Source organism: Streptomyces sp. NBC_01508, from assembly GCF_045040315.1.
In the GTDB taxonomy this organism is placed as follows: domain Bacteria; phylum Actinomycetota; class Actinomycetes; order Streptomycetales; family Streptomycetaceae; genus Streptomyces.
Genome location: NZ_CP109419.1, coordinates 5954881 through 5969084 on the forward strand (window position 1 = coordinate 5954881; position 14204 = coordinate 5969084).

The 14204-nt window shown below is 68.0% G+C and carries 10 protein-coding genes and 1 pseudogene; 4 read left to right on the plus strand and 7 right to left on the minus strand.

What is annotated here, in order from left to right; translation table 11 throughout:
• Positions 1–6: 6 nt before the first annotated feature.
• Positions 7–1032 (plus strand): UDP-glucose 4-epimerase GalE, encoded by a 1026-nt coding sequence (gene galE / locus OG700_RS27625; protein ID WP_405618121.1) that lies wholly within the window; start codon positions 7–9, stop codon positions 1030–1032.
• Between the two features lie 31 nt (positions 1033–1063).
• On the opposite strand, the gene OG700_RS27630 is transcribed toward galE, so the two are convergent.
• The 7 genes and pseudogenes from OG700_RS27630 to OG700_RS27660 form a co-directional block, all read right to left on the minus strand.
• Positions 1064–3205 (minus strand): glycosyltransferase family 1 protein, encoded by a 2142-nt coding sequence (locus OG700_RS27630; protein WP_405618123.1) that lies wholly within the window; start codon positions 3203–3205, stop codon positions 1064–1066.
• A complete protein-coding gene (locus OG700_RS27635; RefSeq protein ID WP_405622017.1) occupies positions 3202–4530 on the minus strand; it encodes a glycosyltransferase in 1329 nt (442 codons plus the stop codon). Before OG700_RS27635 ends, OG700_RS27630 begins: the two co-directional genes overlap by 4 nt.
• A 115-nt stretch (positions 4531–4645) precedes the next feature.
• A pseudogene (locus OG700_RS27640) lies at positions 4646–5517 on the minus strand (UDP-N-acetyl glucosamine 2-epimerase).
• Between the two features lie 413 nt (positions 5518–5930).
• Positions 5931–6530, minus strand: a complete 600-nt coding sequence (locus OG700_RS27645; RefSeq protein WP_405618125.1) for an acyltransferase — start codon at positions 6528–6530, stop codon at positions 5931–5933.
• A 66-nt stretch (positions 6531–6596) separates the two neighbouring features.
• A complete protein-coding gene (locus tag OG700_RS27650; protein ID WP_405618127.1) occupies positions 6597–7682 on the minus strand; it encodes an acyltransferase family protein in 1086 nt (361 codons plus the stop codon).
• Positions 7683–7822: 140 nt separating this feature from the next.
• The gene (locus OG700_RS27655) at positions 7823–7969 is read right to left on the minus strand and encodes a hypothetical protein (RefSeq protein WP_405618129.1); all 147 of its coding nucleotides are present in this window, start codon (positions 7967–7969) and stop codon (positions 7823–7825) included.
• Positions 7950–8360, minus strand: coding sequence for an FG-GAP repeat domain-containing protein (locus OG700_RS27660; protein ID WP_405618131.1), 411 nt, complete (start codon positions 8358–8360; stop codon positions 7950–7952). Before OG700_RS27660 ends, OG700_RS27655 begins: the two co-directional genes overlap by 20 nt.
• Positions 8361–8455: 95 nt before the next feature.
• On the opposite strand from OG700_RS27660, the gene OG700_RS27665 reads away from it, so the two are divergent.
• From OG700_RS27665 to rplU, 3 genes are all read left to right on the plus strand, one after another.
• Positions 8456–13165 (plus strand): RHS repeat domain-containing protein, encoded by a 4710-nt coding sequence (locus OG700_RS27665; RefSeq protein WP_405618134.1) that lies wholly within the window; start codon positions 8456–8458, stop codon positions 13163–13165.
• A 169-nt stretch (positions 13166–13334) separates the two neighbouring features.
• Positions 13335–13592, plus strand: a complete 258-nt coding sequence (locus OG700_RS27670) for a hypothetical protein (RefSeq protein WP_405618137.1) — start codon at positions 13335–13337, stop codon at positions 13590–13592.
• 275 nt (positions 13593–13867) lie between these two features.
• On the plus strand, positions 13868–14191 hold the full coding sequence (gene rplU / locus OG700_RS27675) for a 50S ribosomal protein L21 (protein WP_147873018.1): 324 nt from the start codon (positions 13868–13870) through the stop codon (positions 14189–14191).
• Positions 14192–14204: the final 13 nt, after the last annotated feature.

Consider the following 14204-nt stretch of genomic DNA (forward strand, 5'->3'; position numbering starts at 1 on the left):
CACTCCATGACTTGGTTGATCACGGGCGGCGCCGGATACATCGGCTCCCACGTGGTGAAGGCGATGACCGACGCCGGTGAGAGCGTCGTCGTGCTCGACGATCTGAGTACGGGCCGCAAGGAGCGTCTGCCCGACGACGTGCCGCTGGAGATCGGCAGCGTACTGGACGGCGAGCTGACGGGCAGGGTGATCGAGCGCCACTCGGTCACCGGCATTGTGCACATCGCGGGAAAGAAGCAGGTCGCGGAATCCGTCGCCAGGCCGCTCCACTACTACCGCGAGAACGTCGAAGGTCTTCGTACCCTCCTTGAGGCCGCGGTCCGCGCCGATGTCGCTCGATTCGTGTTCTCTTCCTCGGCAGCCGTCTACGGCATGCCGGACACGGACCTCGTCACCGAGCGAACGCCATGTCTGCCGCTCAGTCCCTACGGCGAGACGAAGCTGGCGGGCGAACGCCTCGTCGCCGCGGCGGGTGTCGCGCACTCCATGGCCACCGTGTCGCTGCGCTACTTCAACGTCGCCGGAGCCGTCTCACCGGAACTGGGGGACGACGGTGTTCTCAACCTGGTGCCCATGGTCTTCGAACGCCTGGAGGCGGGCGAGTCGCCGCGTATCTTCGGTGCCGACTACCCGACCGCCGACGGCACTTGCGTACGTGACTACGTCCACGTCGAGGACATCGCCTCGGCGCATCTCGCGGCGGTACGACGGCTCACCGAGGACACCACCACCTCCTTGGTGCTCAACATCGGGTGTGGTGAGGGGGTTTCCGTCGCCGAGATGATCGCGATCATCCAGGACATCACCGGCCGGGCCGACCTCGTGCCCCGGGTGGTGGAGCGCCGTCCGGGCGATCCCGCACGGGTGGTGGCCTCGGCCGGGCGCATCCGCGAGGAGCTGGGGTGGACGGCGCGTCACGACGTACGTGAGATGGTCGCATCGGCCTGGGAGGGCTGGCGGTTTCGCCACCTCCGAGAGTCCCCGGGCGGACGTCCGACGGGACGGGCAAGGGGTTCACGGGTCATCCGGTGAACCCCTCGCCCGGCGCTGTCTTCGTCGGCCACTACCGCGAGCCGAGCAGCAACTTGTCGAACTGCGCGCGCACCACGGGCCAGTCCCAGGCGGACACCGCATGATCGGCGGCGAGCTTGGCCGCCGCCCGCCAGGCTTCCTCGGTGGCCGTGTGCTCGACGATCCGCCGCGCGGCGTCCTCGGGGGAGTCGACAACCCAGGAATCGGGATAGAGGGTACGGGCGCTGTTGGGACGGCCCGCGTAGAAAGGCCAGTCCCGCACGACGGGAAGCGCTCCGCTCGCGGCGCCCTCCATCAGACCGATGTGGCAACCCTCACGGACCGACGAACTGAGAATCGTCCCGATGCCGGTAAGGGCGGACGGGACGTCGTTCGTCGGGCCGAGCTTTACGACCGCTCCCGACTTCACCAACGGGGCGAGCGCCCGGTCCAGTTCCTGACGGTATTCCAGCGTCGCGCGGCTGGCCTTCGGGTTGATGTCACCGCCGATCAGCAGCAGCCGGTACCGGTCGTCCCGCTCGCGTATCCGGCGCAGGACATCGATGGCCCACAGCGGGTCCTTGGCGACCTGACCGATGCCGATCAGGCCGAGGGTGAACCGCGCCTCGGGGGACTTGGGGCGCCGGAAATCGGTCAGGTCCATCGCGTTGTCGAGCACATGTATACGAGGCGCGTGCTCACCGCGCAGCTGAGGGGTCAGCGAGGTCACCAGATCGCGGACGTGCGGCGCCACGAACACCAAGTCGTCGACGCGCGAGAAATCCGTCATGTGGGGCCAGCGGGTGAACGCCTCGTAGCTGTGCAGGCGCAGGATGACGCGCGTGTCCCGGGGATCGATCGCCGTGAACATCGCCGCAGGCCCCCCGGACCACTCGATGAACGCTGTGTCCGCCCAATTCAGATGCGGGCGGATCAGCCGTTCGACCTCTTCCTGATAATCGGTCGACCCATCCGCCAGCCGGTCGGCCAGCATCCGCGGTGCCGCCCCCGCGATCCGCTTGAGGGACTTCTGCGAGGTCAGGTCCAGGAAGCGCAGCTCGACCCCCGGGTGGTTCCCGAAGTGCGCCAGGATGTGGTGGAGGAAGTTGGCGTTGCCGATCGTGGTCACGAGCAGCCGGAGCGGGCGGTCCGTGGGAGTCGGCGCTGCCGGGACCTCTCTGCCTCGGGGGGCGGCGGCGGCCCGCATGGCCTTCGAGGCGTAGAGCGGTTCGACGAAGCCTTCCGCGTCCTTCGCCAGTGGTGAGGAGAGCTGGTCGAAGTGGATCACGCGGTGGAACGCGAGTGTGAGACCGCGGTCGAGGGCCTGCGCCGCCTCGTCGTGCTCGCCGGCGGCGAACTGTGAGTCGGCATGGGCGAGTTGCGCCCCGACCGCCTGGGAGAGTCCCTGTGGGCTGAGCCCATTGGAGATCTCCTTCATCACGGACTCGTCCAGCAGTTCGGCCCTGCGCCCCTGGTCCGGAATCCTGGCCGCGGCGGCGGCCAGGGCTATCGCGGCCCCGCTGGTGCGGCCGGCCGAGAGCATGCCCTCAGCGACGTGCCGCGAGATGTTGACCCGTGCCTGCGCCGGAATACCTGGTGCGGTCACCGCGTGGCGCCACAGCCTGGCGCCGATCGCGGAGCGCATCAGTGGCCTCGCGGTGACCGTACGCATGACCGCGGCCGGTACGCCGTTCACGGAACGCCGGACATTGCGCGCGACGACGGTGGGGGACGGAATGCCGGCCAGGACGTTGCGGGGCTCGACGAAACCGCTACTCGCCAGCTCTTCGACGGCCTTCAGGGCGGGCGCGAGGCCGAAGAGGGCCTTGGCGTGACGGTTGTACTGGGCCAGTCGCCACACGGTGTAGACGGCGCCGGGGTCCAGAGCCACCAGCACATGCGCCCGGCGCGCGCATGCGCGCATCCACGAGTCGCCCTTGACCTGTATCCATATGCGCATTCCCGCGGGCAGCCGGTCGGCTTTGCGCCGCACGGCCGAGCCACGCAGGGCCAGACTCCGAGGAAGCTGGTGGACCTCGGTGAGGTCGATCGGGGCGAGGTCCGAGGTGACCGCTCGCACGTGGAAGGTGCCGGCCAGGCGCACCCGGGCGCCATGATCTTGGAACTCCCCTACCGAGTCGGCGAGCACACCGAATTGAGGCCGGGTCGAGGCGATGAACAGGACTTCGATCACGAGCTTGTACCTCCGCTGACGCTCGACTTCTCGGTGAGAGCCTCGACGAGGTTCCGGACCGCGACGGTCATCAGCGTCTCGCGGGTGAACCGGTCGGCGTGGGTCATCGCTTCGGCGTGTAGTTCGTCGCTGGTCTTGATCGCCATGCGTGCCGCCTCAGCGAATGCCTCCGCCATCTTCTCCTCGTCCATGCCGATGGCCCCCGTCCAGAGCGGATGCCCGTTCAGCACGTTCGATGCGTCGTGTTCGACGACGTGGGCCGAGACGATCGGCAGCCCGGTCGCCATGTACTCGTACACCTTGCCGGAAGTCACGAAGCGACCGCCGATGAGGATGAGCACCAACGCGTCCCAGCTCGCGTAGACCGACGCCACCTCGGACTTCGCGGCGGGGCCGCCGAAGACGACACCGTCGGCCGCGGCCTGCTTGAGCAGCTCCGTGTGGCGATTCGCCTCGCGTCCGGCGCCGTTGCCGATGCGACCGCGTACCTCGAAGCGCGCGTTGGCGAGCAGCGGCTCGTGTTCGCGTGCCGTCCGCCAGGCGTTGAGCACCGTCTCAAGGTGCTGGGTCGAGAAGTTGACCGTTCCCAGGTAGCCGAACATCAGGCCGGATTCGACGTCGGGGGTGTGGGCGCGGCCCGGCGCGCTGTCGGCGTCGTATCCGTTGCGCACGACGTGCACACGGTCGGCGAACTCCGGATAGCGCGCGCGGTAGTGATCCGCGATGGGGTCGTTGACGACCCAGAGGGAGAGCGCGTTGTCCAAGATCTTCTTTTCCCAGCGGGCCTCTTCGGAGTCACGGGAGAATGCCTCGACACCGTCGACGACGTCGATGGACCAGCCGTCGCGGAAGTCCACCGCGTAGGGCACCCGGGCCTCTTCCCAGAGTTTCCAGGCCGCTGCCAGGGTCACGTACGGAACGCAGCTCGCGAGCAGCAGATCCGCGGGATGCTCCGCGTGGATGTCCAGGACGGCCCGCTCCAGATCGCCCCGCCACGCACCGAAGTTGGGCTCGGGGAAGGTCTGGCGCTGGCGATTGCGCAGCTTCGTCAGCCAACCGTTGGGGCTCGCGGCCCGTTCTTCGTCGAAGAGCCGTATGTCCGTTTCGAGGTCGACGCGTGACAGTGGCAGCTCGACGGTCTTGACTCGGGAGTCGACCTCATTCAGAAGAGTGAGGTCGATGCCGGAGTCCCGCTCCCAGGAATCCTGGGCGATGGTGACGACCGTGACGTCCCAGCCCGCGTTGATGAACTGATTGGCGGTCTCGCGCATGCGGCAGGCGCAGCTCTTGGCGGCGGGCGGGAATCCGATGGCGAGATAGATCAGATGGGGGCGCGTACGGTTCGAAGGCGGCCCGGATCGGGGAGACGTTGACATATTGGCTGACGTCGACACTGTGCACATCAGGAATCGCGGGGGAGTCGCCTCCCTTGCCTGTGTGTCACGCGCGTCGGCTACCTACCTTCCACTCTTCCATGAGTCGGATGACGTTCTGTGCTGCCAGTGCGTCGCCGTAAGGGGCGCCCGGGTCTTCGGTCGGAGTGGTCCGCGTCACAGTGGCGGCCCACTCCTCGGCTGTGAGTTCTCGCGGGTCGGGAACCAGGACGTTCCAGCCGGCCGTCACGGTTTCGATCCACTCGGTCTCGGGGCGTACCGTCGTGCAGATCCGCTCCAGGAGGAAAGCCTGCTTCTGGAGCCCTCCGGAGTCGGTCACCACCCCGGACGAGGCGAGAGCGGCCGCGACAAGTCCGGCGTAGGGCCGCGGACGGCCGACACGGACGGACCCTCGCGCGAGTGTGATGCCATGACATCGTCGGCCTGCCTCGCGCGGTCGGCGAGCCCTTCGGCGGCGAGATGCCGCATGGCCTCCTCGGTGGGAGCCAGGAGCAGATCGGCGCAGTGGTCGGTGAGTACGGGGTTGTGCTCCTCCGGCATCCGCCTGTCGAAGGAGCGGAGTCCCGCCTTCAGGTGCGCCACCGGCAGATGCATCTCCAGCGCGGAAAGCGCCCCGGTGACAGTGGAGTTGGTGTCGCCGTACACCAGAACCCAGTCCGGCCGCTCGGACTCGAAAACCGGATCGAGCGCGGTGAGGACCGCGCCGGTCTGGGCACCGTGGCTGCCGGATCCCACACCGAGATGGAAGTCCGGAGCGGGGATTCCCAGCCCGTCGAAGAACACATCGGAAAGGTCGGCGTCGTAGTGCTGCCCCGTGTGCACAATGACGTGCTGGTGGTCCGTTCCGGCGAACGCCGCCGCCACGGGCGCCGGCTTCACCCGTTGGGGACGCGCACCAACGACGCTGATCACTTTCATCGGACACTCTTCTTCTGGGCAAGGATCGAGGCGGCCGGGGCTCCGGCGCGGCCAGGTTCTCGTCCGCACGTACTCTCGCCGCACGAAGGGGCAGGGAATCGCGGACCTGGCTCGACCGGCAGATGTGGCTCGGCAGTCGTTCGAACGGGTTCTGCTGGACCATGATAGGCAATCACCGCCGCGATCCACGCGGTAGTCCGCATTCGCCCGCCGCTCGCGCGGAACGGCGTACTCAGCTTTTCTGGCGGGTGATTGTATGGCGCCGGACACACCGCACCCGCCTGCACGACGTGATGCGGTACCGAAGCGCGGACCGAGACGGATCGGGCCCTTTCGGTTTCGTGCCGCGATCGGCGGCCAGGAACAGTTGGTCGTCGGAGGCAGCGGGCACCACCACTTCGCTGTCCGGGCGATCAGAGGCGCTCGGTGAGGACGCCGTCCCTGTCGTCGTGGAGCGCGCCGGTCCTGGGGCACTCCCACACACCGGGCTCCCCGGCCCGCTCCACGAGCCTCACCCCGGCGCGCCCGACCCAGCCGATCCGGCGGGCCGGAACCCCCACGACCAGCCCGAAGTCCGGCACGTCCTTCGTGACGACGGCGCCGGCGGCGATCATCGCCCAGCGGCCGATACGTACGGGCGCTACACAGACCGAGCGGGCGCCCAGCGAGGCACCCTCCGCGATCTTGACGCCGACCGCCTCCCAGTCGGAGCCGCGCTTCAGCTTGCCGTCCGGGTCCACGGAGCGGGGATTGAGGTCGTTGGTGAGGACGACGGCGGGCCCGATGAAGACACCGTCGGCCAGCTCGGCGGGCTCGTACACCAGCGCGTAATTCTGGATCTTGACGTTGTCGCCGATCCGCACCCCGGTCCCGACGTAGGCGCCGCGCCCCACCACGCAGTTCTCACCCAGGCGCGCGTTCTCCCGGATCTGCGCGAGCTCCCAGACGCTGCTGCCGTCACCGACCACCGCGGTCTCGTCGACCTGGGCGGTTGGCTGGACCCTGTAGTTCACGCTGTCGCCTTTCGGATTTCCGAGCAAGTTTCCGGCGGTTGAGCATACGTCGGGTTCCACGCCCGGCTATGCCCGCTTCCCGGCCCCGTCCTCCTGGCGCAGTGCCCACCGCATCCTCGGCTCCACCACGTACCGGAACACCCGTCGTACCGGCGGTGTGCACAGCGCCGTCACCAGCAGCGCCGCGGCCAGGGTGACCGCGATCCGGCCCGACTGGGTCTCCAGGAAGGGGTTCTCGTAGCCGCCGAGATACCGCGCGCCGCGGACGAAGAAGCCGTGCAGCAGATAGCCGTAGAGCGTCCCGGCGCCGAGCGCGGTCATCCACAGGCGGCGGCGTGGCACCCACGCCAGGAAACACGCGCCCAGCACGAGCGCCGCGGCGAACAGGAGCAGGGTCATCACCGCGCCCGTCCAGACCGGCTCGTTCAGCTCACGGGCGCTGTAGCTCCTGAAGAGCCACGAGGTGCTCAGGCGCGGGACGGACCAGTACGCCACCAGGAGGGCGACCAGGCCGACGGGCAGCGCCGCGACCCGTACCCGGGTGCGGCGCAGACACGCGAAGTGTTCGGGGCGCAGCCGCAGCCCGAGGACGAAGAACGGCAGGAACTGAAGGACGCGCATCAGTTGGAGGTCGTCCCCGATCCCGGTCGACATCGACGCCAGCGCGGCGACGGCCAGGGACAGCGGCACCGGCCACCGGACCAGCTGCCAGAACGGTGTCGTGAGCCGCCACAGGAACAGGGCGGGCAGGAACCACAGGATCCAGTACGGGTCCGCCGGCGTCAGCGGGAATCCTGGGTCCTCCACCACGCGGTGGAAGAGCGTGTACGCCACCTCGAAGACGACGTACGGCACCAGCACCCCGGTGACCAGCCGCCACAACCGCTTCGGGCTCAGGTCGAAGCCGCGCGAGAAGTAGCCCGCGATCACGATGAAGACGGGCATGTGGAACGCGTACACGAAGGTGTAGAAGGCCTCGACCACCCGCCCACTGTCCGGCAGCGGCTCCCACGAGTGCCCGACGGCGACCAGGACGATGGCCAGATACTTCGCGTTGTCGAAGAACGGATCCCGCTCCGCCGCTCCGGATCCGGGGGCTCCGGCGGCTTCTGCGGCGGCTTCGGGGCGCTCCTGGGAGAGGGATGAGACCATCACGACACCCTAGACGAGTCATTCCGGGCTCCGACGGCGGCGGAGACGGCGGCGACCCGCACGGTGATCCGGCGCACGACTGCCCCGGTGCCGGGGCGCCGGGGCAGTCGTGGAACGCCGTCAGTGAATCCCTCGACGGCTCAGAGATAGCGGCCGAAGATCTCGGACCGGGTGAACCAGTTGCCGGGTGGGGACTGCCAACTCGCTGTCGGCTCATTGAACGTGCCGGTCGGCGTGGTGATCCAGGTCCACATCTTGACCGTCGAGTCATCGTTGTACCGGTACATGGCCGCCAGGCCGTCCTGCCCGTCGCCGTCGTAGTCCTCCGGCCACGATCTTCGTCTCGGAGCGCCAGAACCGGTCGGCCGCCGCGTTCCACAGGACCGTGGGGGACTTGACCGTGCCGTTGGCGTTGCCCGCGAAGGCGTGGACGATGTCATGCCCGTCGGCGAAGTCGTACCAGGTTGCGAAATCGTCCCGTCCGTCGCCGTTGAAATCCCCGCTGTGCAGGGTCATCCGGTCCAGGGTCCACGAGCCGGCCCAGGAACTGACCGGCTCGCTGAAGGTGCCGTTGCCCTTGCCGATCCAGGTCCAGAGTTTGATTCCGTCGTCGTACTGATAGGCGGCTGCCACATCGTCGGTGCCGTCACCGGTGTAGTCGCCAGACACGATCTTCATCTGGCTCCAGTCCCAGCCACCGGCGCTCCTGGTCCACGCCGTGACGGCGCCGGAGTCTCTTCTCCGCCAAGTCCGCCGGTCAGGTCCACTTCGGCGTGGAGGAGCGGTGCCTCGCCGACTGCGGCACGTTCGACGAGTCGCACGCCAAGAACTGGCCCGACGTCCCCTTCGACCAGCACTGCAAGGACGACGCCGAGTGCAAGGACAAGTACTCGCCCACCTTCTGGTCCAAGAAGCGCCTGACCACCATCACCACCAAGGTGCTGACCGGCGGCGCGTACAGCGACGTCGACTCCTGGTCACTGAAGCAGGGCTTCCCCGCGGCCGGTGACGGCATCTCCACCCCGATGTGGCTGGAGTCCATCACCCGCACCGGCAAGGCGGGCGGCAGCAGCGCGCTGCCCGCCGTGACCTTCGCCGGTCAGCAGAAGCCCAACCGCGTCGACAAACTCGGCGACGGCCTGGCCCCGTTCATCCGCCTGCGGCTCTACCAGATCACCACCGAGTCCGGCGGCACCATAGCCGTCGACTACCGGGACCCCGACTGCACCGCCACGAACCTGCCGCCGACCGACGACTCCAACAGCACGCGCTGCTACCCGGTCAAGTGGGCCTTCGAAGGCGACACCGCCAAGCAGGACTGGTTCAACTCCTACGTCGTGCAGCGGGTCTTCGAGGGCGACAACCTGGCCGCGACGCCGGACACCGTCACCGAGTACGACTACCTCGGAGGCGCCGAATGGGCCAAGAGCACCGACGAGTTCACCAAGGCCGCCGACCGCGCCTACTCCCTCTCGCGCGGTTACGAGCGGGTGCAGACCCGCAAGGGCGCCGGAGCCGACACCCGGTTGCTGAGCGAGGCGCGCTACTTCCGCGGCATGGACGGCGCCGAGGTGAAGAACTCCGCGGGCACCGCCGTCACCGACCGGGAGCAGTACGCCGGGGTGCAGCGCGAGAGCGCCACCTACAACGGGGACGGCGGTGCGCTCGTCAGCGCGGTGTCGTACACCCCATGGCGCTCGGCGAAGACCGCCACCCGCGCCCGCACCGGGCTGCCGGACCTGGAGGCGTATCTCACCGGGACGCAGGCGGAGGAGACCCGCACCACCGTCGCGGGCGGCACGCGCACCGTACGGACCACGCGCGACTTCGACGCGTACGGCATGGTCACCAGCGTCTCCGAGCTCGGCGACACGGCCAAGACCGGCGACGAGCAGTGCACCACCACCACATACGCGCGCAACACCACCACCCGGGTGCTGGACAAGGTGTCGCGCTCGGAGACCGTGGCCGCCGCCTGCGGAGCGACCGTCAGCCGCCCGGACGACGTGATCGACGACGTACGCACGTACTACGACTCACTCGCGTTGGGCGCCGCCCCCACGAAGGGCAATCTCACCAAGACGGAGCGCGTCAACGGCAAGGGCGACGGATACGACACCGTGTCGTCCACCCCCAGCGTCTGCGGGACGGCGAAGAACGAGCTGTGCTTCGACGGTTACGGCCGCCAGTTGGCGGAGGCCGACGCGTACGGCAAGGTCACCAGCACCGTCCACACGCCCGCGACCGGTGAGGTGCCCACCAGCGTCGCCGTCACGAACGCGCTCGGCCACACCGTCACCACCACCCTGGACCCGCTGCGCGCCCAGGCCCTGACGGTCACCGACGCGAACGACCGCGTCACCACCAGCGCCTACGACCCGCTCGGGCGCGTCACCAAGACATGGCTGCCCAACCGCCCGGCGGCGACCAATCCCGACTCCCCGAACTACTCGTTCGCGTATCTGATCCGCCGTGACAACGTCAACGTCGTCACCACCACCAACCTCACGCACGATGCCAAGTACGCGACCAGCTACGCCTTCTACGACGGGCTGCTGCGGCCGAGACAGACGCAGGAGGAGTCGCCGGACCGCGCGGGCCGGCTGATCACCGAGACCTTCCACGACACGCGTGGCCTCGCGGACCGCTCCTCGGGGACGTACTACGCGGACGGGCCCGCCGAGCCCGTCCTGGTCACCGGCCAGGAGACGAAGTACCCGGCCCACACGGAGACTCTTTTCGACGGCGCGGGGCGCCCGACCGCCGTCGTCTCCAAGAAGTTCACGGACGAGACCAAGCGCACCACGACGTCGTACACGGGCGACACCACCACGGTCGTGCCGCCGAAGGGCGCGACGGCGACGACGACGGTGGTCGACGCGCGGGGCCGTACGACGGAGCTGAAGCAGTACACGGACGCGGCGCGCACGGCCTCGCAGACCACCGCCTACGCGCACGACAAGAAGGGCCGCCTCGCCGAGGTCACGGACCCCTCCGGCGCCAAGTGGACGTACGGCTACGACATCCGGGGCCGCCAGACCACCAACAGCGACCCGGACAAGGGCAGTTCGACCACGACGTACGACAAGGGCGACCGCGCCACGGACACAAAGGACGCACGCGGCATCAGCCTGCACACCGACTACGACGACCTCGGGCGGCAGACGGCGCTCAAGAAGGGCACGAGCACGCTCGCGACGTGGACGTACGACACCGCGTCCCGGGGCAAGGGCCAGACCGCGAAGACCACGCGCTACGTCGGCGCCAACGCCTACGAGACCGCGGTCACCTCGTACGACGCCTTCTACCAGCCGATCCTCACGCAGATGACGATCCCGGCGAACGAGGGCGCGCTGGCGGGCACCTACAAGTGGACCACCGGCTACAACCCCATCAGCGGGCAGGTGGCCCGCACCGAGCAGCCGGCGATGGGCGGGCTGCCGGCGGAGCGGATCGCCAACACCTACACGCCGGTCCACGGCCTGCTCGACACGGTCGGCGCCGGAGCGGACTCGCTGGTCTCGGACAGCACCTACGACCACTACGGCCGCCCGATCATCCAGAAGATGGGCGGATTCGCCCAGTCGATCTCGGTGGCGAGCGAGTACGACGAGCACACGAGCGAGCTGAAGCGCACCTACATCGACCGTGAGGTCGCGCCGCGGCGCGTCGAGGACACGGCGTACACGTACGACCCCGCCGGCAACATCAAGCAGATCGCCACCGCGTACGGCCAGGACGCGACCCGTACGACGGACACGCAGTGCTTCGCCCTCGACGCGTTGCGCCGCATCACCGAGGCGTGGACGAACACGGGCACGACGTGCGCCGCCGCCCCCTCGGCCGCCGTGGTCGGCGGGCCGGACGCGTACTGGAGCACGTACGCGTACGACGCGGTCGGCAACCGCAAGACCGAGACCCAGCACACGACGGCCTCGGGCCCGGCCGCCGACACGACCCGCACGTACGCCGCCCCCGCGGCGGGCAGGCACAACCTCCCGTCGGTGACCCAGACGGGTACGGCGCCGCGTACGGAGACATACACGTACGACGCGGCGGGCAACACGGAGACCCGCAAGATCGGCAACGCGGACAAGCAGACCTTCGTCTGGGACGACGAGGGCCACCTGGGCTCGGTCACGAAGGTCACGGACACCACGTCGTACGTTTACGACACGGCCGGCGCCCGCATGATCCGCCGCGACGCGACGGGCACCACCCTCTACCTCCCCGGCGGCAACGAACTCCTCCTGGACAAGACCGGCAAGGTCACCGGCACCCGCTACTACACGGCGGGCGAGCAGACGGTCGCGATGCGTACGGCCGGCAAGCTGACGTTCCTGCTCAGCGACCACCACGGCACGGCGACCACCCAGATCACGGCGGACACGGCCCAGGCGGTCACCCGCCGCAAGACGACGATCTTCGGCGCCCCGCGCGGGACACAGCCCACGAACTGGGCGGGCGACAAGGGCTTCGTCGGCGGCACGATCGACAAGACGACGGACCTGACGCATCTGGGCGCCCGCGAGTACGACCCGTCGATCGGCCGCTTCATCAGCGTCGACCCGATCCTCGACCTGGCGGACCCGCAACAGACGCACGGCTACACGTACGGCAACAACAACCCGGTCTCTCTCAGTGACCCGAGTGGGCTTCGCCCCGACGGGGCCTGCGGCGGATCCGGCCCATGTAACGTCGGAACTCCGGAGGAGCCCGAGTGGGAGACGTGGATCCCGAGTGATTCCAATGGCAATGGCTCACACGGGAGTTCCGGTGGCTGTGGTGGTTGCAACGGCGGTAGCTCCGCCGGTGGGAGTGATGGCACCGGAGGTTCCGGTGGGCTGAGCTGTAGTGCTCTCTGCCAACTTCACAAGAGCTCGTATCGGCAGGGCGTGCAGACCTACGCGAAAACCGTTGATTCCTATGTGGTCCTCGCGGCTTGGATGCTGGGAAACGCGCCTGATACCTGGGCGTTCGGCGAGGGAGATGAGTTCACCGAGGAAGTGAAACGACAGCGGTGGCTCGATCAGGTACGGGAGATGCTCGGTGAGGACATGAAGGGAATGGCGGTCGGTGACTCAGCCAGATACGATCGCAAACTCTCCGATCTGGGACAGGTGAAAAAATATGTCCAGATGCTGGAGGACGCTTTCGGTATGGCGACCGGAGGGAAGTGGAGCAGCGAAGAAGACGGGGGGCGCAGCTTCAATCAGTCCGCCGCAGTTCTCGGCTCCTACAACCTGACCGCGAAATTGACCTCTGTCAAACGTGACAGAAAGAGTGCCAATGTGCAGTTCACGCTCACAAACAACATGACTCGCGAATCGGGGATGAGGAGCCCCAGCGGAGGCGGGTACAAGGATGGCAGCTCGAACCTCGCATTGAGCATGGCCTTCAACGCGGCGCAGAAGGCATTCCCGAACGGCCAACGCCCTACCGCCATAAAGATCTCATGGACCGAACGAGTTGATTTCCGTTAGGCGGGATCGCCGGATTGTACTGTCCGGTCTCTTCTTGCTCCTTTTCGCTGTTTCGGGCTGCGCCGCTGCCGGAGGCGACGACGGGTCGAGAAAGCTGAATCAGGAGGCGGTCGTCGGGACATGGCGTGGCGGCGGTGGCGGTCTTGCCGTGTTCTCGAGGGATGGCGCGGTGGAACTCTCCGACGTCACGTGTGGGCAGGTTTTCATCGAGGGAAACGAGGCGGTGAGTCTCGCCGGAAAATGGCGTGTGCAGCCTCCTCGCGGTGGCGGGAGCCCGTGGGTGTCGCTTGAATTTCCCGCCGGAGCCTGCGGTGCCGAAGGTGCTTCGGAGAGTGGATTTTATGCTTACAAAGACCCGGGTGATCTCGTGCTTCATCTCAGGGACCCCGACATGGTTGACGAGGATCTGGACTTCCACAAAGACTGAAGGAGTTCCGCGCCTTGCCGATGGCCCACTCCGCTGACGGTCGATGCCCCGCCGGCCCGGCCGCCCCCACCTGGTTTGACCCCCCGCCCAGCCGCCCCGTACTCTTGACCGTCGGCGTGTTTCTGTGCGCGCCAACTCCTGAGCACCTCACCTTCCGGTGGCTGTCCTCGACGCCGTCGGCGGAGGCCGCTCGTCCAATCCGGATGCAGCGGGGCCCCCGGGTCCCGTGAGCGGCTGGCTTCAGGAGTCCCGTTCCGAGCGAGAGTGAGATCCGCGTGTACGCCATCGTGCGCAGCGGTGGTCGTCAGCACAAGGTTGCTGTTGACGACATCGTTGAGGTTGACAAGATTCCCACTGCCAAGGTTGGCGACACGGTCGAGCTCTCGACCCTGCTCGTGGTCGACGGCGACGCCGTGACCAGCGACCCGTGGGTCCTGGACGGCATCAAGGTCACCGCCGAGGTCGTGGACCACCACAAGGGCGCGAAGATCGACATCCTTCGCTACAAGAACAAGACCGGTTACCGCCGTCGCCAGGGTCACCGCCAGCAGTACACGGCGATCAAGGTCACCGCTATTCCCGCGGCCGCGAAGAAGTAAGGGACTGAGGAGA